We start from the raw sequence: 19,931 nt of genomic DNA, 5'->3' as shown, positions 1-19,931 counted from the left end.
TTTAGATGATTTCCTGTGCGGGGTTGCCGCCGTACCGGGCGCTTTCCGGCACATGGCTCCCCTTCATCAGGAAGGAGTCGGCCTCCAGCACTGAACCATCGCCCATGACGACGTCGTAGTGCAGATAGATGCCGATGCCAACTGTGACTTCGCGGCCGATGGTGATGGCGTCCAGTTTGAAGACACCGTCCTCCATTGAGTGGCACTGCACGATGCTGTGGGCGTTGAGCGTCGTGTCGTCGCCGATACTGACCAGAGTCTTCTCCGGTATGGTGCAGCCGTCGTCGAAGACCCGTCTGCCCATCCGCACACCCTGCAGGCGCCAGAACAGGGGCTTGAACGGGGTCCCATCGAAGAAAGGCAGCGGATACGTTATGAACTTCCAGAACCGTTCGTGCCGCCAGAACTTCACGTCATAGATCGAACACATCGTCGGATTCAGCGGTTTGAATCCCTGGGTGGCCCGCTCGAGCAGGATAAAGAAGGCGATCATGAAGGCGAAGAAACTGACGGTGCCCACGTAGAGCCCGAGACCCTCAACGTCCGGGAATAAGGTGAGGGCGAGCGAGGCCGAGAGCAGGCCGGCGAAGACGAGGGTCCACCGGCTGACTAGGTACAGGCCAATCGTCATTGCATTGTGCCGGTTCTTGCCCGGCAGTTTGCGGGCGATCTCTTCCCGGCCGTCGATCTTGAGGAATGCTGCGTCTCGATCGACCGTTCGTGGAATCTCGAACGCCGGCGAACCCAGCAGCCCGACATCCCGGCGAACCTCGCCGTGGATGGGGACCATGGCTTTAGTGCCAAAGAGAATGTTATCGCCGGCACGGGCGCTGGCCGGATACGGAACGTCATTGCCAAAGAAGTTCTTCGCTCCGATTTTCACCTCGGACACACGGAAGGACGTGCCCGAGTACTCGGCGTTCATGATCGACAGGCCGTCTGAGACCATGGTCCCGGATCCCACGGTGGTCAGGTATGGATTCTCGTGGGTGAGTTCGGGGCCGAAGTTCGATCCGGTTTGCTCCAGGTTGGGTTGTTTGTAACCCAGTAGGCGGAGGTAGTGCACGACCAGGGAGCTGTCCGCGGTGATATGCATGAATTGGAAAACATTGGTCATCCGGAAAATCGCCCGGTGGACTGCGTAGTGCAGACCGTACAGAGGGTAGGTCCGCCCCGGTGTGAGTAACAGGTTGAGCAGCCGAGGAAGCGTCAGCACGCCGACCAAAGAGACAAGCAGGCCACCGAGCAGCAAGACGAGCGAGACCAGCACCAGATCGGCGTAGAACCCCGGGTTCGCATAATTCAGATGCCCGGTTTCCAAATAGGCCGGCACAAGCTGCGCGATGGCAAGCAGGCCCAGTGGGCTAAACAGCGCCGTATTGTTTATCAGGACGAAGGCACTGTAGATGACCCGCCGGCGCACGCTGCTCTCGAGCGGCTCTACCACCCGGTAGTTCACATCGGTCGGTATGGCAGGGGATCCGTGCCAGCTTTCGCCCGGGGGTACGGACTGAAGTCGCTGCAGGGACGACGAGTGTCCAAGTTGCGCCCCGTTCCCCATCGCGGAGTCGATATCCAGAACACACTTTTCGCTTATCTGGACGCCCTGGCCGAGCGTGACGCGTCCGGTCTGGATCCAACCGTTGACGGCGCGATAGCACAGGTACCGGGTGTCCTTGTTAATCACCGTTCCCTCACCAATCGTCAATAGATCGGTGCACACAGGAATGGTGGGGGTGAGGATCGTGACGTTGGAACCGATCTTGGCTCCCAGCAAACGCAGATAGAACGGAAAGATGGGAGTGCCGATAAAGAAGACCATCGGGTTGATCCTGAGCAGGACCCGGACGAACCAGAATCGGACATATGCCAGGCTCCAGATGCGGATGTTCTGTTCTTCCCAGCGCCCAACGATCATCCATTTGAGCAGGATCGGGACGATAGCGAGGGCGAAGAAGACGCCGGTCCCGAAGATGACCGAACGTCCCCAGACTTCCAAGACCCCAGCCCCTTCAGCGACCCAGGTATAGCCAGCCACCATCGCGGCGATGAAGGCATAAGAGTAGCCGATGGCGAACACGGCCTGCAGGACCCCACAGAGGACGAAATCGAAAGTGCTGGCCCGCCCTCGATAGGGTCCTGAGTCCTGTACAGCCCACGACTGGGCAGCGGTCGGAGCAGCGATCGCTTCAGCTAGCCCTCGGATTGTCGGATGCTCGTAGATGACCTGTACTCCGACTGGCGGCAGGTCGGTATTTTTGCGCAGCGCGGCGGAGAAGTGCGCAATCAGCATGGAGTTGGCCCCGAGGTGGTCAAAGATATGATCCTCGACGGAGACGCGTTCCAATCCCAGCACGGCAGCAAGCTGCGCGGCCAAAGCCGCCTCTATATCCGTGGTGGGTTCACAGTACTCGGCGCAGACCGAGGCGCTCACCCGGTTGCTCGGCGTCGGAAGGTTCTTCCGGTCGGCCTTGTCACTGGGCAGCATCGGCATATGCTGAAGCTGCTCGTAGAAGGCCGGGATCATGTAGCTCGGCAGCCGGTCGCGCAGCTCCTCCCTGATCGTCTGAGGCGCGAGATCGGAGACGCCTTTGCGCAATGTATAGAACGCGGCGAGCTCTGTTACCCCCGGTGCTGATTCATGGGTCTCGACCACTGCCTGCGCGATTCCGGGGACTTGCAGGAGCACGGATTCAATCTCGGACAGCTCGATCCGGTATCCGCGGATCTTGACCTGGGTGTCGATCCGGCCGTGGTACTCGATCAACCTGTCGTCGGTGATGCGGCCGAGGTCGCCGCTGCGGTAAATGCGTCCGGAGGGGTTGTTCGGAATGCCGATGAAGTCGGGGATGAAAACTGCATTCGTCTTCTCGGGATGGTTCATGTATCCCACTGCGAGCCCGATCCCGGCGATGCCAATCTCACCCATCTCGCCTCTCGGTAGCGCCCGTGGCTCGTCGGGATCCAGGATCATGGCTGTGTAGGTCGGCAGGGGCTGCCCGAGGGTAATAGGCCTGTCGGGGTGCATGACGTCCCACGTGGCGGTCACGGTAGTTTCGGTGGGTCCATAGACATTGAGGAATCGCCGGTCCGGCCGGTGCCAGCGCTCGGCCAGATCGCGCGGGCAGGCCTCACCGGAGACGAGCAGGAAGCGCAGGTCAGGGAGCTCGTCCTCCAGCGTGGCCAGCAGGGTGGGTACACAACACATCGCGGTAATACGATTGTCGATTACGAAGCGTCCCAGATCGGCTCCGAGAAGGCTCTTCGAACTCGGCTTGGGCACGAGTGTCGCGCCGACCATCCACGGTACCCACATCTCCTCGACGGAGAAGTCGAAGGCGATTGTCAGCCCCTGATAGACACGGTCGTCGCTCTGATATCCGTAGACCTCGGCGGCGACGCGGACGAAGTTGCAGATGCTGGAATGTTCGATGCCCACCCCCTTGGGACGGCCGGTAGACCCTGAGGTATAGATGACGTAGGCCAGGTCCTCAACTGGGTCGGGCTTTTCGATGTCCGTGAGTCGGGAGCCGGACAGACCCTTGATGTCCGTGTCTGCTGCGTCCAAATTCAGAGCGCGGCAGCACATTCCCGGCAATAGACGGGTCAGGTGGCTCAGGGTCAGCACACGGCTGGTCCCGGAGTCCTCCATGATGTAGCCCATCCGGTCCGCGGGGAATCCGGCGTCCAGCGGCACATAAGCCGCCTGGATTTTCAACACGGCCAGCATCGAAACGTAGGACCATACCGCATGGTCAAACAGCAGCGCTATACGGTCGCCGGCCCGGGCGCCGTCTGCCAACAGGTGACGGGCGAGTTGATTAGCTCGCGCATCAAGCTGATCGTAGGTCAACGTCGAGTCCCCGGAATCAACTGCCAACTGGCCTGATCGACCTTCACGGCGTAACGAGTCGCATCGGCTCTCGAAAAGCCCCTCCAGACGCTCGCCTGGAGACCACCGCACACTTTGGCGGTGGGAGGACTGCAGCAGCAACGGGTCCAAAGTAGCGGGCATCGCCTCATGAGCCATGTCAGCCGCGCTCGCCGAATAATCCGAGAGCACCTCGTACGGTGCTGCGCTGCACGCTGTCTCGGTGAGTTCGACTCTCCGTTCGGCGAGTCTGACATGCTCGTCGTCCCGGCCCGCAAGGGCAGGGCCCTCACTGTCGGCGCGTACAGGGTATGAGTTGTCGGGCAAAACCATCGTATCTTCCGTTGTTGCGGTTTTTCCTTGTCTGGGGGTTATCTCGTTTAGGGGGTCGCCTGCGGTGGATTTCACCGCAGGAACGGGCCGGACACGGGCAGGTGTCCAGGCATCCGCCTTCCCCTTCCAGCCGAATGTCAAGGAACATCTCCTTGCCTCATTGAGGCGACCGCCTGAACACGAACAGCGGAAGTGTGTCTAACCTGCGGTTCGGTCGCAACGTCCTTCTCCTGCGGCGTTAGACCAAAAGCAATCTGGAGCGCGTTCACAGCATCGGCAAGCTGATTGGAGCGCGTCACAGCCGCGATGCACAGCTCCGAAATTGAGATAATTTCCGGACTTATTCCGGCGTCGGTCAGCGCTTTGAAAAATGTGCTGAAGGAAGTGGGCGAAGAACGCATGCCGAGTCCAGTGAGCGAGACCTTGCCCATTTCGTCAATGTGATGGAGGGCTTCGAATCCTATTCGGCTCTGGGCCGCGTCCAGCGCAGCGATGGCTGCCGGCGCTTCCGAGGACGGAAGGGTGAAGGCGACATCGGCGTATTTGGTGCCTGTATCGCTCCGGTTTTGGGCGATCATTTCAATGTTCAGGCCCGCTGCGGCGAGCTCGTGAAGGAGCCGTGCGGTGGTTCGGGAACAATCGGGGACGCCAGCGACGGTGATTTGTGTTGCAGAGTTAACGCTGGCCACACCCGAAACCAGAGTCTGTTCGCCCGGATGCGCGTCTGCATGGTAGTGGTCAAGACTGGGCAGAATCATTGTGCCCTGCTTTTGCGTGAACGAGGATCGGACATGAATCGGAATGCCGAAGCGGCGAGCGTACTCGATGCAGCGGAGGTGGAGAACCTTTGCTCCCGAGGCTGCGAATTCAAGCATTTCCTCACTGGCGAGCACGTCGATCTTGCGGGCATTGGGAACTATCCGCGGATCGGCCGTGTAGATACCGTCGACGTCCGTATAGATCTCACAGACGCTTGCACCCAGTGCTGCGGCGAGGGCGACGGCGGTCAGGTCCGAACCTCCCCTCCCGAGAGTGGTGACCGTCTTCCCTATGCGGCTTCTGCCTTGGAAACCTGCCACGACGGCGATCTGATCGTTCTTCAGACAGGCCAGGATCCGGCGCGGATCGATATCGACAATGTGGGCTTTGCCATGGAGGTCGTCGGTGATGAGGCCCGCCTCGCTGCCTGTGAATGTCCGGACATCGACTCCGAGATCCGCCAGTGCGATCGCCAGCATGGCCGCCGAAACGAGTTCACCGGTCGTCAATAGGGTGTCGAGCTCGCGGGCAGGGGGATGAGGGGAGACACTGGCCGCGAGATCCAACAATTCGTCGGTGGTGTCGCCCATAGCGGACACCACCGCTACTACCTGATATCCAGACGCCTGTGTCTTAGCCACCCGCTGCGCAGCGCGCCGAACACCTGCGGCATCCGCCACTGACGAGCCACCATACTTCTGCACGATGACTTTCTTCGACGATCTAGTCGAGCCCATCGCCGCCGGCAGCATGCGAAGCGGCAGTGGTGCGCGCATTGTTGGTGCGCTGGGCGGTGGGGCGAAAGAGTCTTTCGCCATGTGGACAGTAGTTTCATCCAGACGTTTAAAGTTTTTCACCCTGACCCCCAACTTCGTGGACGGCCGCTGCACCTCAGCGGCGTCTGGTGCTGCAGTTCCGGCGCTCTCCTACATGCATCGGGAGCGCTATCCGGTGTTTGTAAATGTGTTCGGATCCTGCGTGCTAACCGTCTACTGCAGAGCCGAGCTAGACACTCGCGGCTTAGGGACTTCCCGGCCGAGGTCGCGTAGTATTTCTTCGGGTCCCTCACCGGTAACTGAGCGGACTGCTCCTGCAAGAAGGTCAAGCCCGCGCGCCATATTCACTGCGCTGATAGTCAGAGCCGGCATGACTTTGACGACTTCTCCCTCCGGGCCGGAGGTTTCTACCAGTAAGCCGCGGGAGAAGGATTCAGCGGCAACTTTTCGTGCCATTGTCGGGTCCGGAAAATATATACCGGCCAGGAGCCCCCGGCCCCGGACGAGAGCGCCTTCGGTGCCGGCCGCCAGCGTTGCCAGAGCCGCGTGCAGCTGCGACGCCCGGGCAGCGATCTGTCGTTCGAATGCGCGTCCGTTCCAGAAATGCTCCAGCGCAGCAGTCCCGGTCACGAAGGCCGGATTATGGCCCCGGAAGGTGCCGTTGTGCTCCCCAGGCTTCCAGATGTCTAATTCGGGCTTCAACAGTGTGACGGCAAGCGGAAGTCCGAAACCGGACAGCGACTTGGACAGGCAGACGATGTCGGGGCGGATGCCTGCTTCCTCGAAACTGAAAAACGTACCTGTACGCCCGCACCCGGCTTGAACATCGTCAACGATGACGAGCACGCCGTGCTGTTGACAAAGTTCGGAGAGCTGCCGCAACCAATTTCCAGTGGCTGCCCTGAGCCCTCCCTCGCCTTGGACAGTCTCCACTATGACCGCGGCGGGTTTATCCAGTCCGGACCCGCTGTCCTCCAATAAACGCCGCAACCACAGGAAATCGTCTGTCTGCCGGTCAAGGTAGCCATCGTAAGGAATGGTGGAGGCGTTGTTGAGCGGAATGCCTGCCCCTTGGCGTTTCATGGAATTTCCGGTTACCGCCAGTGCGCCGAGAGTCATCCCGTGAAACGCATTGGTGAAGCTCAGCACCTGATGCCGGCCAGTCACCTTACGAGCCAGTTTGAGCGCTGCCTCAACGCTGTTCGTCCCGGTGGGACCGGTGAACATCACCTTATAGTCCAGCCCGCGCGGTACCAGGATAAGTTCCTGGAACGTCTCTAGGAATCGCCGCTTCGCCGTTGTCTTCATATCGAGCGAATGAATGACCGAGCCCGAGCGCAAGTACGAAATCAGCGGTTCCAGCAGGAGCGGATTATTGTGCCCATAATTGAGTGCTCCGGCGCCTGAGAAAAAATCCAGATACTCTGTGCCGTCCTCGCTGTATAAGGAGTCCCCAACAGCATGATCGAAAACAGTGTCCCAGCCCCGGCAGTAGCTGCGGACCGCAGACTCCAGGGATGCAAAAATATCTGTCATTTTCTGTTCCTTAGGAGAGGCTGGCTGTCCCGCACACATTTTCTCGGGGCGGAGCATTGAAGAGAGCACGACCCTAGAAAACAGACCTTGAAGAAACTTTGATAACCTACCAAAGCATAAATATTAAGAGTCGGTATGGTTTGCATTTCTTTCCCCCTGTGTGCACGATATTCCCCTGAATCGTTCAGCCCTTGCCCTCTCTGACTGGCAGAAATACGTAGTTCCGTCAGGGAAAAGGCCCGGCGCGAAATGCCGGTGAATGCGCAATGGAAGTGCGCGATGGGCGTTTGCCCCGATATAAATCCTAAGGCGTGGCAAAAACCTAATGTAGATCAGGCCTAAAAGACAGATGCGGGAAAGAATGAGGTCGGCCAAAGTGAGTTTATGACGTAAGGCGATTCCGACACGCCGGGAAAGACACGCTGAGTTAAACGAATCGACAAGAGTGACTGTGGGACGGAAATACCCTAAAAGCCGGGGAGGTGAACGGTTAATCTTGGCCGTAATCCGATTGTTACGATGTCTTGCCGGCGCATTCCCTTGGACGCGCTGAACAGGTTGGTAAGCGGCCGAACTCAGTTGTCCGGCTTGTAACAGGAACGGTGAAGATAATCAGTGGCCCAAGGGTCCGCAGCAGGATGAATAAATGTGCTCATCTCAGGAAGTCTCAGAACCTTGTATTCGCTAGGTAAACGCCTATATTGAAAAAAGCAACAATAGTGATTGCTGTCAACAAACACATGTCCAAATCCGTCATGATACTGAATGAGGTGCGGACGTTTGCTTGACGATTAAACGTGCAGAGTCAATCCCCTAAGCGGTCCTAAGATTGTGTTTGTGCGTTAGGAGCCTGACATGGTCTGCTGGTTTGATGCTGGCCTTCGCGCGGCAGCGGAGGCCAGCAGACCGAGTCTTTGCACTTGCGCCGGGCTGATCCACAGATCGTAGCCGTTGGCCTCGTCGATAAGGCGCCGGCCCTCATTGCCCTCTGCCGCTATCCATGCCATTTGCAAATCTGGTGTTTGCTGCGTCGATACGCGCATACCCACAATGTTGGCCGTATCGGCGTACTTCGACTACGGCCTTGACTAATGCATGATTTCACGATTTTGGTCGCCAGCTACTCTAAGCGCGGCGGCGCTAATCACGCCGTACTGTCCAAGGCATGTCTCCCTTGGGTCGGTGGACGGCGCGTCGGCAGGTACGAGACCGTCGTGGGCGCCGCGATCCTGGCGTCGTCAGATCCGAAAAGGCAGGCTCTGCTCTGGTGTCCTCGTCAGGCAGGGGACAGCGCACTAGCGTCCAAACGTCGCAACCAATCGAGCAGCGTTCCATCCATGATTGCCGCGTGCAGGGCGTGTGGATTGAACGACTCCTTTTCTACTGCTTTTGCCGAGATGAGCGCTAGTATCTGGATCGTAGTCGCCGCGTGGAGTCGTTCTTCGTGTGCGCGAACTGAAGTGCGTTCATACCCAACTCCGCCAAGACATCAGCACATTGATGAGGGGCCAGAGCAGTCAAGAACTGCTCGATCAGCTGGGCGTTGTCATCCGGGGCCAGATGTTTCCCGGAACGCTCTTCGAAGATATCAAGGAACGCCGTTAGATCCGTGAATGGATGGAAATTCAAATCGGCCACGGCGGGGGACGGGACGGCGGCTTCGGAGGTTCATCGGCAGGGAAATACAGTGTGAGGTCATCCCGGCTAACTCCCACTGCGTGGAACATTGCACGAATCTGCTGGGTCTTCGTCAACGTGTTGTTGTTCATGTCCATGGACGGACCCGGCATGATCTCGACCTGCCAGTCCGGCAATTCTTGCCCGACGGTAAACCAGGTGCTCTTTCCGGCTGTGTCAAAGACCGCATCGTGGTTAACCTCATCAAGTAGTCGAATCACCTGTGAGGTCAGGTCTCGCCAACTCGAAACCGCTCGTTCCACTCCGTTGAAGTTGAAGGCCACGACCCTAGCATTTGTAAAGTCCGTTTCCTCCCCGAGCGACAACTCGGGCAGCTGCTTCTTGGGAGGTTCAAAACTCGTAACTGGAAACACCCAGTAGTCCAGTTCCCACGCAAGGCTCAATCAGCCAATGATGCGTTGGTACCAAACAAGCCGAACAGGACACCAAGCTCGATGCTCTGACGACAGAGATCGAAGGGGTCAAATCAACCGTAGGAGAGAAGCTGCGATCGCTGAATTTGGATACGGCTCCGGCTCAGAACGTCAGTCGTTGGCGGTAAACTTTTACCCGTGACCCCGGAGTTCTGCTGAACTTCGGGTACTTGTGTTGCGCCCTGCCGGGGAAGAGTAAGGATAAAAGACCATGAGCCTGAACGGACTGCGGACTGCCCTCGCTGAAGATAAGTCCTTCGAGCGGGTACGGCTCTACGCGTCCCGGCCGGCGGGGGAGCGCAGCGAGGATCTGCAGATCGGCGCGCCTCCCGGGCTGCGTGCGGCGTTGCTGGCGGAGATGGTCGAGGGGCAGGATTCCGGCGTCGTTCTTGCGGTCACCGCTACCGGGCGCGAGACCGAGGATCTGGCCACGGCGCTGCGCTGCTATCTGCCGGCCGAGTCCATCGAGGAGTTCCCCAGCTGGGAGACGCTCCCGCACGAGCGGCTTTCCCCGCGCTCGGACACAGTGGGCCGGCGCCTGTCCGTGCTCCGCCGGCTCAAGTACGACGACGCCGCCAGCCCGCTCCGCGTGGTGATCGCGCCGGTGCGCGCGGTGCTGCAGCCGCTGGTCAAGGGCCTGGGCGAGCTGAAGCCGGTATCGCTGAAGGTGGGGGACGAAGTCTCCTTCGAATCCGTGGTCAGGCAGCTGGCCGATGCCGCCTACGCGCGCGTGGACATGGTAACGCACCGGGGCGAGTTCGCGGTGCGCGGCGGCATCCTGGATGTCTTCCCGCCCACCGAGGACCATCCGGTGCGCATCGACTTCTTCGGCGACGAGGTGGACCAGATGCGCTGGTTCGCGGTGGCGGACCAGCGCAGCCTCTCGGGCGAGAACGTCAAGCACCCCAGCGCGCTGTACGCCCCGCCGTGCCGCGAGCTGCTGATCACCCCGGACGTGATGAGCCGGGCCGCGAAGCTGAAGTCGCAGATGCCGGCCGCGGCGGACATGCTGGAGAAGATTGCCGGCGGCATCGCCGTGGAGGGCATGGAGTCGCTGGCCCCGGTGCTGGTGGACGCGATGGTCCCGTTCCTGGGCGAGCTGCCGGAAGGCTCCCTCGCCGTCGTTATTGAGCCGGAGAAGGTGCGCGCCCGCGCCCACGATCTGGAAGCGACCAACGCGGAGTTCCTCGCCGCGGCGTGGGCCACTGCGTCCGACGGCGGCGACGCGCCGCTGGACCTGGCCCTGCAGGGGAACCTGGACGAAGCCAGCTTCCGCTCCCTAGCCGACACGCGCACCACCGCACTGGACCGCAAGGTCTCCTGGTGGTCCATCACCTCCTTCAACCCGGACGATGAAACCGTGCTGGACGTGGACTCGCTGACCGTCAGCGCGCGCGAACCCCGCGGCTACCAGGGCGATGTGGCGGAAATGATGGAGTTCATCGGCGGCCGTGTCCGCGACCAGTGGCGCGTGGTCGTCGCGACCGAAGGCCCCGGCCCCGCGCAGCGCCTGGCCGAGCTTTTCCACGACAATGACATCCCCGCCACCCGCGTCGACTCCCTCGAGGACCAGCCGCAGCCGGGCATCATCGAAATTACGACGGCGAGTGCGGGCAAGGGGTTCGTCTTCGACGGGTTGAAGCTCGGGCTGCTCACCGAGGCGGACCTGCTGGGCCGGACCTCGGCTTCCTCCACCCGCGACATGCGCAAGATGCCCTCGAAGCGCCGCAACGCCGTCGATCCTCTGCAGCTGACCGCGGGGGACTTTGTGGTGCACGAGCAGCACGGCGTGGGCAAGTTCGTGGAGCTGCTGCAGCGCTCGTCCGGGGCCGGGCCCACCAAAACTATGCGCGAATACCTGGTGCTGGAGTACGCGCCGTCCAAGCGTGGGGCGCCGGGGGACCGGCTGTTTGTGCCCACGGACCAGCTGGACCAGGTCACCCGCTACGTCGGCGGCGATGCGCCCGCGCTGTCCAAGATGGGCGGCTCGGACTGGGCCAACACCAAGAACAAGGCACGCAAGGCCGTCAAGGAGATCGCCGGCGAGCTCATCCGGCTGTACTCGGCGCGGATGGCCTCGCGCGGGCACGCCTTCGCCCCGGACACCCCGTGGCAGCGCGAGCTGGAGGAGGCGTTCCCGTACATCGAAACGCCGGACCAGCTGACCACCATCAACGAGGTCAAGCAGGACATGGAGCGCGAGATCCCCATGGACCGCCTCGTCTCCGGCGACGTTGGCTACGGCAAGACCGAGATCGCCGTCCGCGCCGCATTCAAGGCGGTGCAGGACGGCAAGCAGGTGGCGCTGCTGGTGCCCACCACCCTGCTCTCGCAGCAGCACTACGAGACCTTCTCCGAGAGGTTCAGCGGCTTCCCCATCCGGGTCAAGGCGCTCTCCCGCTTCCAGACCGCCAAGGAATCCAAGGAGACCATCGAGGGCGTAAAGAACGGCGCGGTGGACGTGGTCATCGGCACGCACCGGCTGCTGTCCAAGGAAGTGGACTTCAAGGATCTGGGCCTGGTCATCGTGGATGAGGAACAGCGCTTCGGCGTGGAGCACAAGGAGGCGCTGAAAAAGATGCGCACCAATGTGGACGTCCTGGCCATGAGTGCGACGCCGATTCCGCGTACCTTGGAGATGTCGCTGACCGGGATCCGCGAGACCTCCACTTTGGCCACACCGCCGGAAGAGCGGCACCCTGTCCTGACCTATGTGGGCCCGTACACGGACAAGCAGGCCTCTGCCGCTATCCGGCGCGAGCTGATGCGCGAAGGGCAGGTGTTCTTCGTGCACAACCGGGTCTCCTCCATTGATGCCACCGCCGCGCACATCCGCGAACTGGTGCCCGAAGCCCGGGTGGAAGTGGCGCACGGCCGGATGAGCGAATCCAAACTCGAGCAGATCATTGTGGACTTCTGGGAGAAGCGTTTCGACGTGCTGGTCTGCACCACCATCATCGAAACCGGCTTGGACATCTCCAACGCCAACACCCTGATTGTGGACCGGGCGGACAACTACGGCCTGTCCCAGCTGCACCAGCTCCGCGGCCGCGTGGGCCGTGGGCGCGAGCGGGCGTACGCCTACTTCCTCTACCCGGCGGAAAAGCCGCTGGGTGAGGTGGCGCTGGAGCGGCTGAAGGCCGTGGCCTCCCACAACGAGCTCGGCGCCGGCATGCAGCTTGCCCTGAAGGACCTCGAGATCCGCGGCGCCGGCAACCTGCTGGGCGGCGAGCAGTCCGGGCACATCCAGGGCGTCGGGTTCGACCTTTACATCCGCCTGGTCGGCGAAGCCGTAGCGGACTACCGCGGCGAAGCCGAAGAGAAGGCCGCCGAGATGAAGATCGAGCTGCCAGTCAACGCCCACCTCCCGCACGACTACGTCCCGGGGGAGCGGCTGCGCCTGGAGGCTTACCGCAAGCTCGCCTCAGCGACGACGCTTGAGGGCATCGACGAAGTGGTCGAGGAACTGACCGACCGGTACGGCCAACCGCCCCTGCCCGTGCAGAACCTCATTGCCGTGGCGCGCTTCCGGGTCGGCGCCCGCGAAGTCGGGCTGACCGACGTGGCGCTGCAGGGCAACTTCGTCAAGTTCGCCCCGGCATCACTGCCGGAGTCCAAGACCATGCGCCTGAACCGCATGTACCCCGGCTCTCAGGTCAAACCCAACCTCGACTTCATCCTCATCCCCAAGCCCAAAACCTCCCGCATCGGCGGCCGCGACCTCTCCGACCAAGCCGTCCTCGAATGGGCCCAAGGCGTCATCGACGCGGTATTTAAGGGATAGGCCTTCTCCGTCAACTAGCTGTGGATATCGGGAATGGACTCGCGGACCTGCCGAACGCGGATGTACTTTTGGGATCACTGAGGCTGACTGACGCTCGAACTGATATGCACAAGCACTGATCGCCGGCGTTCTGCCCGGCACTGCTGACAAGGGGTGGGTTTCGCTCTCAAACAACACCAGCGGGCCTGGTCCCTTGCCCGCGGGATCGACACCATGACGTGGACGTTCGATCCGGTGGTCAGCCGGAACGCCCGCTTCAACCTGACGAAACTCGGTGCCCACGCCACGGAGTACGCCCGCGATTTCTACGGCGAAATGCAGGACGATATCAACGCCAACGACGAAAGTGACCGGCTCGTGGCCGTCTGGCCGCTGACCGCCACGCGGAGCATCAACTGCAGCGAAGGCGTAGTCGAAGAGCCGCAGCTGCCCGAATCCGATCTGGTCCACATCCTCGAATACGGCCCTGACTCCGGGCCACTGCTCCGCGGAACCCCCGGCATGCTCTGGTGCCGTGCACCGAAGGACATCGTCGCCTTGAGGGCGGCGAACCCTCACGAAGCAAGCCAATGGCGGTTGACGATCCGCGGGATCTTCGAATCCGCATTCGCCTCCGGCTACAGCGCCACCGGGGTCACCCGGGCCGGGTGGTACCGGTTGACCAAATCTAGCCAGGCCTGACCTACACCCAACACCAGGAGTAAACAATGCGCCACAAAAATCGAACAGTCAGCGTGCGCCACGTCCTCGGCGTCGCTAGCCTGAGCCTCCTCGTCGGACTCACCGGGTGTGCAGGAGGAGCCGCCCCGGCTGCAGAGCCGCAGCCCATCTCCACCGCCGACATCGACCCCGCCGCCGCAGCGGCCCTGCCGGAGGAATACAAATCGGCCGGAGTGATCAAGGTGGCCTCGGACATTCCCTATCCGCCGCTGGAGATGTTCGATGAAAACCAGCAACTCACGGGCCTGGACTACGACCTTGCCCAGGCCATGGGCGCCGAGCTGGGCGTGCGGCTGGAACTGCAGACGCAGGCATTCGACAGCATCATCCCGTCGCTGCAGTCCGGCAAGAACGACATCATCATGTCCGGCATGAACGACACGGTTGAGCGCCAGGAGATGCTGGACTTTGTGGACTACCTCCACGCCGGGTTCTCCATCCTGGTCCCGGAGGGCAATCCGGAGAACATCACCACCGTGCTGGACCTGTGTGGCAAGAACGTCGCCGTGCAGAAGGCGACGGTGCAGGGGGAGATCCTCCGCAGCTACGACCAGCAGTGCAAGGACAAGGGCTCCGAGCCGGTGAACGTTGCCGAGCTCCCGCTGGAAACTGATGTGCAGACGGCCGTCCGTTCCGGAAAGGCCTCTGCCGACGTCGTCGATTCCGCAGTGGCAGCCTATGCCGCCAAGACCGCCGGGGACGGCAAGATCTTCGACATCGTGAAGGACCCCGCGAATCCGGCCGGCTACAACCCCGTCTACACCGTGGGGTGGACCTAGCTAACGTCGTAGCGCAGGGTAACTGTGGCCCGTTTGCAGGCGTCCTGGTTGACAGATTTGTTGTTGAAGCCGATTTTCGCGCCGGTGAATGCCGCTTTTTCTCCTGGTGCCAGAGCGCGGTGCACTGGCATTTGTGCGTCGGTCAGGATGTAGTCGCTGACGTCGCACGTTCCAGGTGCCGCACTGGGGGCCGTAACCACGGAGCTGATCCTGGTAGTAACCGTGGTGATGTATCTGGTTTCCGTGCTGCCGTTGGTCACGGTCCCAGTGATGAGTGCGGGCTCGACTCCGGGGGCTATGCCGGTGATCGTCGAGATCTGCTCAGCCGTGACATCCCCGTCCGGCCCGGTTCCGACCGTGCCGTGGGTCGCCGGGCCGCAGTCAGGCGCGGCATGCGCTGGAACCTCGGCGCCGGAGCCGCCAGCAAAGAGCAGTAACAGCAGCAGGACAGTGATGCCTCCCCGTCTGGTGCCGACTCGTCGTCGGGCCGCGGCCACCAACAACAGGCCGGCAGCCACGAAGGCGACGGCCAGTGCTATCAGCGCCGTTATAGGCATGCCGGTGGCGGCGAGCTGGTTACAGTTCATGGGAGGGTCTTCCTGCTGCAGCGGTTCATCAGTTTGCAGTGAACGTATTGCTGGTAACGTCTGCAAAACCTGGTGCGGAGGCTATGAGGACGTGGGATGCCGTAGCCTGTCCAGCGACAGATAGGTCGCTGAAGGTGGCTACGCCGTTGACGGCAGTGGTCGTTAGGGACCCCTTGAGATCTCCGGGTGAAGAGCCTTTTCTCATCGTTACCTGCGCCGTATCTACGGTTTGATTCCCGAATCCGTCCACGATCAGAACGGTGACAGCTGGCGCAATGATCTGACCTCCCCTCACCGTGCTGGGTGGCTGCTGACCGAACATCAGCTTGGCTGCGGGGGCTGCCGTGACGGTTGCGGTCTGAGTGGCGCTGGTCAGGCCGCTGGCGCTGACGGTGAGCGTCGGGGTGCCGGCCTTGGTGTCACCGTAGTAGAACGACGCCGTGGACGATCCGGCCGGGATCGTCACGCTTGTGATGGGCGTGCCGCCGGCGGTGGTGGAGAAGACCTTGCTTCCGGTGGAGTTCGATGACGGCGTCAACGTGGTGGTTCCGGAGGTGACGGGGTTGCCGAACGTGTCCTGGCGCTGCACGGTGGCCGGGCCGAGGGTTGCCGTTGCGGAAGCGGTTCCGGTGACCGGGACAGAAGTGAATACCACTTTGGAGGCGGTTGCTGCGTTGACGGTTGCGGTCTGGGCGGCGCTGGTCAGGCCGTTGCCGCTGACAGTGAGGGTTGGGGTGCCGGCTTTGGTGTCGCCGTAGTAGAAGGACGCGGTTGAGGAGCCGGCCGGGATGTTGACGCTTGTGGTGGGCGTGCCGCCGGTGGTCGCGGAGAAGACCTTGCTTCCGGTGGAGCTCGACGACAGGGCCAATGTGGTGGCTCCGGAGGTGACGGGGTTGCCGAACGTGTCCTGGCGCTGCACGGTGGTCGGGCCGAGGGTTGCCGTTGCGGAAGCGGTTCCGGTGACCGGCGCAGAAGTGAATACCACTTTGGAGGCGGTTGCTGCGCTGACGTTTGCGGTCTGGGTGGCGCTGGTCAGGCCGTTGGCGCTGATGGTGAGGGTTGGGGTGCCGGCTTTTGTGTCGCCGTAGTAGAAGGACGCGGTGGAGGAACCGGCCGGGATCGTTAGGCTCGTGATGGGCGTGCCGCTGGCGGTGGCAGAGAAGACTTTGGTTCCGGTGGAGTTCGACGACAGGGCCACGACAGTACCTCCGGCCGGCGCAGGAGCGGAATTTCCTGACGCGTCCTGCAGTTGCAGGGTCACCGGCCCCAGAGACGCAGTGGTGGATGCGGGACCTGAAACAGGCGGCGTGGTGATTGCCAGCTTGGAAGCCGGTAACGGGGCGCTGACGGTGAAGGGGGTGCTCGTTGCTTCAATCAGTCCCGGACTGGTCGCCCTCAGCGAGTAACCAAGACCTGCCTTATCAATGGACAAGTCAGTAAAGACGGCCACCCCTTGGGCGTTGGTCAAGACAGTCAGCGTGCCTGAGAGCCTGGCACCGTTGAGGTTCAGGCTGCCTAAGGACACAGTGATGGGAACACCGGCAGCCTCGACAGTGGTGCCCAGCACCGACTGCAGGCTCACCGCGACGGCGGGGCTAATGGGGGCGCCGGCCGTAGCCCCACTTGGCGAGGAGGTGAAAGCCAGTTTGTTCGCCGCAACGACGGTAACGGCACCGCTGGGTACGCTGGCAGCAGTCCAGGACTTGTAGACCGCTGTCACGGTGTAGGTAAAGGTGCCCGCCGCCACGGCGGTGTCAGTGCAGGAAGTGCCCGTGACCAGAACAGTCGAACTGGTTCCGCAGGCAGCCACGGCCGTCCCGTTGCTGCTGGCGCGCGTGACGTAGTAACCCTCTGGGATAGGAGTACCCGAAGATGCCGTCCAGTTGACCGGGACGGTGGAAGCGCCGATCAGGGAAACTGTCACGGCAGTCGGTGCCGACAGCGTTCCGGTCGACACCTCCGCGGTCACGGATCCGGTCGCCGTCCAGTAAGCCGCTGCTGGCCCCGCACCCAGAACAACCGCAAGGAACCAGACAGCGACGACGATCGCGCTGGAGCGTAACAGGCGCCTCAAAGGCAGCGCACTGGCCCGGACCCCGGGAGGGGATTCGGGGATGGCGGGCTGGCTGGGCACGAGCATCTCGACCTTCCGGACTCATTCCTAGAAACACGGCTCCCGACCCGCGACACGAAGGTCAAGCGGGCCGGGAGGTACAGACGGCTATCGGTTAGCTGGCGGCGAAGTGCAGCGGCACGGCCAGGCCCTTGCAAGCATTCTGGTTCGTGGGTAGGTTGTTCATCGTGATCGTCACGGTGCCCGTGACTGTATCGCCGGGCGCGATGTCGTCGCCCTTGACAAAGTCCGGCTCGAAGATCGGGGTGCTGACGGAATAGTCCTTCCACGAGCACCCGGCGTCATCAGTCCACAGATTTCCTTCTTCGTCAGCCACAGTCACTTTCAGATCGCTCAGGCGCTGCATACCGGTGCCGGGGTTGATGACGTCGAAGGCGACGGTCTGGCTCGGTCCCCCCGGAGTGAGCGGTCCGCCGGTCGCAGTCTTGCTGGTGACAGTGAAAAACTCAGTGGTTCCGGTCGTGGCGCCGCCGGTGCCTGAGCCCGTGGCGGTCCAGTAGGCGAAGGCGGCCCCGCCGCCGATGGCGACGAGGGCTGCGGTCGTGATGGCTACGCGCTTTTTGCGTGTGAACTTCTTCATGATGTGCCCCTTTGTTAGTGAGTCGAGAAGCTGATCTGCTCTGGATTCACTTTCGCGGGCTAACCTCAAGAAAAACCGCTGCTCAGACGCATGTACCTGACAAAAATGCCTCAATATTGGCCCAAGAACTGCTCAAGTCTTGACGCACCGTGCGTCCGGGTGAGGGTTGGCGCTTGTTCTATAAGCAGGCCGAGCGGAAACGGCGGGTGGTTGCGTCAAAAAACGCAACCACCCGCCGTCGTTGTTCTCGAAAGTCCTTGCTCGTGGGTCAGGAGACGCGGGCCAGGAAGCTGCGGGTCCGCTCGTGCTGCGGATGAAGCAGGACGTCGTCCGGAGCGCCCTGCTCCACGATGACGCCGTTGTCCATGAACGCGACCATGTCCGCGACCTCGCGGGCGAAACCCATCTCGTGCGTGACCACGATCATCGTCATGCCCGAGCGCGCCAGCTTCTTCATGACCTCCAGGACCTCGCCGACCAGCTCCGGGTCCAGGGCGGACGTGGGCTCGTCGAAGAGCATCACGTCCGGGTCCATGGACAGGGCCCGGGCGATGGCCACGCGCTGCTGCTGGCCGCCGGAGAGCTGTGAGGGGTAGTTGCCGATCTTGTCGGCCAAACCGACCTTGCCCAGCAGATCGCGTGCTTTGGCCTCTGCTTCGGCCCGTGGCGCCTTGAGCAGCTTCAGCGGGCCGTGCATGACGTTCTCCAGCGCAGTCATGTGGCCGAAGAGGTTGAAGTTTTGGAATACCATGCCGATCTTCGACCGGCGCTTGTTGATCTCCCTTTGGCGGGCTTCCATCAACTGGTCGCCCTTTACGTCGTAACCGATCATCCGTCCGTCCACCAGGATGGCGCCGGCAGTGGTCATCTCCAGATGGTTCACGCAGCGCAGCAGGGTGGATTTGCCGGAACCCGACGGGCCGATCAGGCAGACCACCTGCTGCGGCTGGACGGTGAGGTTGATGCCTTTGAGCACTTCCACGTCACCGAAACTCTTGTGAACGTTGAGGAATTCGACGGTTGCCATCAGCGGGCCGCCTTTCCGGCAATGAGGAAGTTGCCTTTGGAATAGCGCTTTTCCAGTTTGCCCTGGAAGTAAGTCAGGATGGTGGTGAGGATGATGTACCAGATGCTGGCGACGATCAGCAGCGGGATCTGGCGCAGGTTCTGGGCGTAGATCTGCTGGGTGTTGTAGAGCAGGTCGCCCACCCCGATGACGATGACCAGCGAGGTTGTTTTCAGCATGGAAATCACGTTGTTGCCCACCGGTGGAATGATGACCTTCATGGCCTGAGGGATGACTACATGCCACAGCGTGGACATCTTGCTGAAGCCCATGGCCCGGCTGGCTTCGGTCTGGCCGTGCGGGACGCTGAGCAGGCCGGCGCGGACGATCTCGGCCATGTAAGCGCCCTCGTTCAGGCCGAGGCCGAGGATGGCCGCGGTCATGAGGGAAATGACGTCGTTGGTGTTCCACTCGACGAAGTTCGGCCCGATAAAGGGGATGCCGATCCCGATCTTGGGGAAGAGCGCCGCGGCGAAGCCCCAAAACAGCAGCTGGACCAACAACGGCGTTCCGCGGAAGAACCAAACGTACGCTCCCGCAACGCCGGCTAGGAGCCAGTTGTCGCTCATCCGCATAACCGCGACGATCAGTCCGACAACGAACCCGATGACCATGGCGATGAAAGTCAGCTGCAGCGTGGTCAGAAGGCCGCCGAGGATCCGCGTATCGAAGAAGTAGCGGGCCACCACGTCCCAGCCGAAGCCCGGGTTGGTAACCAGCGTGATGCCCGCGATGAGGATGCAGAATGCGACGGTGATGATCGCCACCACCTGACCCGGGCGCTTGCGCCTAAGCACCGGCCTCCCGGTTAAAGCGAGGAAGTCGATGTCCGTGCCTGGCAACCCGGATGCCGGGGCGGGCTTGCTCGTTCGTTCCATGGTCATGATGTCTGGGC

13 protein-coding genes are annotated in these 19,931 nt (G+C 61.8%); 3 read left to right on the top strand and 10 right to left on the bottom strand.

What is annotated here, in order from left to right; translation table 11 throughout:
• Position 1 precedes the first annotated feature (1 nt).
• The 5 genes from AC5RWO_RS01825 to AC5RWO_RS01805 all read right to left on the bottom strand — a co-directional run bounded on the left by AC5RWO_RS01825 (position 2) and on the right by AC5RWO_RS01805 (position 9,356).
• Positions 2-4,279 carry a Pls/PosA family non-ribosomal peptide synthetase gene (locus AC5RWO_RS01825; RefSeq protein WP_498728944.1) on the bottom strand — a complete coding sequence of 1,426 codons (4,278 nt, stop codon included), beginning with the start codon at positions 4,277-4,279 and terminating at the stop codon, positions 2-4.
• Between the two features lie 62 nt (positions 4,280-4,341).
• Entirely contained in the window at positions 4,342-5,715 is a 1,374-nt protein-coding gene (locus tag AC5RWO_RS01820) for an aspartate kinase (protein WP_498729312.1), read from the bottom strand.
• Between the two features lie 237 nt (positions 5,716-5,952).
• Entirely contained in the window at positions 5,953-7,275 is a 1,323-nt protein-coding gene (gene ectB / locus AC5RWO_RS01815) for a diaminobutyrate--2-oxoglutarate transaminase (protein ID WP_498729311.1), read from the bottom strand.
• An 842-nt stretch (positions 7,276-8,117) separates the two neighbouring features.
• Complete coding sequence (locus AC5RWO_RS01810; protein WP_498728943.1) at positions 8,118-8,282, bottom strand: hypothetical protein; 165 nt, start codon at positions 8,280-8,282, stop codon at positions 8,118-8,120.
• Positions 8,283-8,900: 618 nt separating this feature from the next.
• On the bottom strand, positions 8,901-9,356 hold the full coding sequence (locus tag AC5RWO_RS01805) for a hypothetical protein (protein ID WP_498728942.1): 456 nt from the start codon (positions 9,354-9,356) through the stop codon (positions 8,901-8,903).
• Positions 9,357-9,597: 241 nt separating this feature from the next.
• Between AC5RWO_RS01805 and mfd the strand changes: the two genes are divergently transcribed.
• The 3 genes from mfd to AC5RWO_RS01790 all read left to right on the top strand — a co-directional run bounded on the left by mfd (position 9,598) and on the right by AC5RWO_RS01790 (position 14,669).
• Positions 9,598-13,170, top strand: coding sequence for a transcription-repair coupling factor (mfd, locus tag AC5RWO_RS01800; protein WP_498728940.1), 3,573 nt, complete (start codon positions 9,598-9,600; stop codon positions 13,168-13,170).
• Between the two features lie 213 nt (positions 13,171-13,383).
• Positions 13,384-13,851, top strand: coding sequence for a hypothetical protein (locus tag AC5RWO_RS01795; protein ID WP_498728938.1), 468 nt, complete (start codon positions 13,384-13,386; stop codon positions 13,849-13,851).
• 26 nt (positions 13,852-13,877) lie between these two features.
• Entirely contained in the window at positions 13,878-14,669 is a 792-nt protein-coding gene (locus AC5RWO_RS01790) for an ABC transporter substrate-binding protein (protein ID WP_498728936.1), read from the top strand.
• Here AC5RWO_RS01790 and AC5RWO_RS01785 read toward each other — a convergent pair.
• The 5 genes from AC5RWO_RS01785 to AC5RWO_RS01765 all read right to left on the bottom strand — a co-directional run bounded on the left by AC5RWO_RS01785 (position 14,666) and on the right by AC5RWO_RS01765 (position 19,920).
• Complete coding sequence (locus AC5RWO_RS01785; RefSeq protein WP_498728934.1) at positions 14,666-15,256, bottom strand: hypothetical protein; 591 nt, start codon at positions 15,254-15,256, stop codon at positions 14,666-14,668. The two genes, AC5RWO_RS01790 and AC5RWO_RS01785, sit on opposite strands and share 4 nt — an antisense overlap.
• Before the next feature lie 28 nt (positions 15,257-15,284).
• Complete coding sequence (locus AC5RWO_RS01780) at positions 15,285-17,390, bottom strand: beta strand repeat-containing protein (protein ID WP_498728933.1); 2,106 nt, start codon at positions 17,388-17,390, stop codon at positions 15,285-15,287.
• A 94-nt stretch (positions 17,391-17,484) separates the two neighbouring features.
• A complete protein-coding gene (locus AC5RWO_RS01775) occupies positions 17,485-17,970 on the bottom strand; it encodes a hypothetical protein (protein ID WP_498728932.1) in 486 nt (161 codons plus the stop codon).
• Positions 17,971-18,238: 268 nt separating this feature from the next.
• On the bottom strand, positions 18,239-18,997 hold the full coding sequence (locus AC5RWO_RS01770; protein ID WP_498728930.1) for an amino acid ABC transporter ATP-binding protein: 759 nt from the start codon (positions 18,995-18,997) through the stop codon (positions 18,239-18,241).
• Positions 18,997-19,920, bottom strand: coding sequence for an amino acid ABC transporter permease (locus AC5RWO_RS01765; protein ID WP_498728929.1), 924 nt, complete (start codon positions 19,918-19,920; stop codon positions 18,997-18,999). The genes AC5RWO_RS01770 and AC5RWO_RS01765 overlap by 1 nt, the downstream gene beginning before the upstream one ends.
• Positions 19,921-19,931: the final 11 nt, after the last annotated feature.

The organism is Arthrobacter sp. B055-34, assembly GCF_059090425.1.
The sequence above is the reverse complement of the archived record's forward strand: the minus strand, read 5'-3'. Positions and strand labels throughout refer to the sequence as shown.

Excerpts from the sequence above, each read along its gene's own strand:
- AC5RWO_RS01820 (WP_498729312.1), bottom strand. The coding sequence starts at position 5,715 with ATGCTGCCGGCGGCGATGGGCTCGACTAGATCGTCGAAGAAAGTCATC.
- ectB (WP_498729311.1), bottom strand. The coding sequence starts at position 7,275 with ATGACAGATATTTTTGCATCCCTGGAGTCTGCGGTCCGCAGCTACTGC.
- AC5RWO_RS01810 (WP_498728943.1), bottom strand. The coding sequence starts at position 8,282 with ATGGCATGGATAGCGGCAGAGGGCAATGAGGGCCGGCGCCTTATCGAC.
- mfd (WP_498728940.1), top strand. The coding sequence starts at position 9,598 with ATGAGCCTGAACGGACTGCGGACTGCCCTCGCTGAAGATAAGTCCTTC.
- AC5RWO_RS01795 (WP_498728938.1), top strand. The coding sequence starts at position 13,384 with ATGACGTGGACGTTCGATCCGGTGGTCAGCCGGAACGCCCGCTTCAAC.
- AC5RWO_RS01790 (WP_498728936.1), top strand. The coding sequence starts at position 13,878 with ATGCGCCACAAAAATCGAACAGTCAGCGTGCGCCACGTCCTCGGCGTC.
- AC5RWO_RS01785 (WP_498728934.1), bottom strand. The coding sequence starts at position 15,256 with ATGAACTGTAACCAGCTCGCCGCCACCGGCATGCCTATAACGGCGCTG.
- AC5RWO_RS01775 (WP_498728932.1), bottom strand. The coding sequence starts at position 17,970 with ATGAAGAAGTTCACACGCAAAAAGCGCGTAGCCATCACGACCGCAGCC.
- AC5RWO_RS01770 (WP_498728930.1), bottom strand. The coding sequence starts at position 18,997 with ATGGCAACCGTCGAATTCCTCAACGTTCACAAGAGTTTCGGTGACGTG.
- AC5RWO_RS01765 (WP_498728929.1), bottom strand. The coding sequence starts at position 19,920 with ATGACCATGGAACGAACGAGCAAGCCCGCCCCGGCATCCGGGTTGCCA.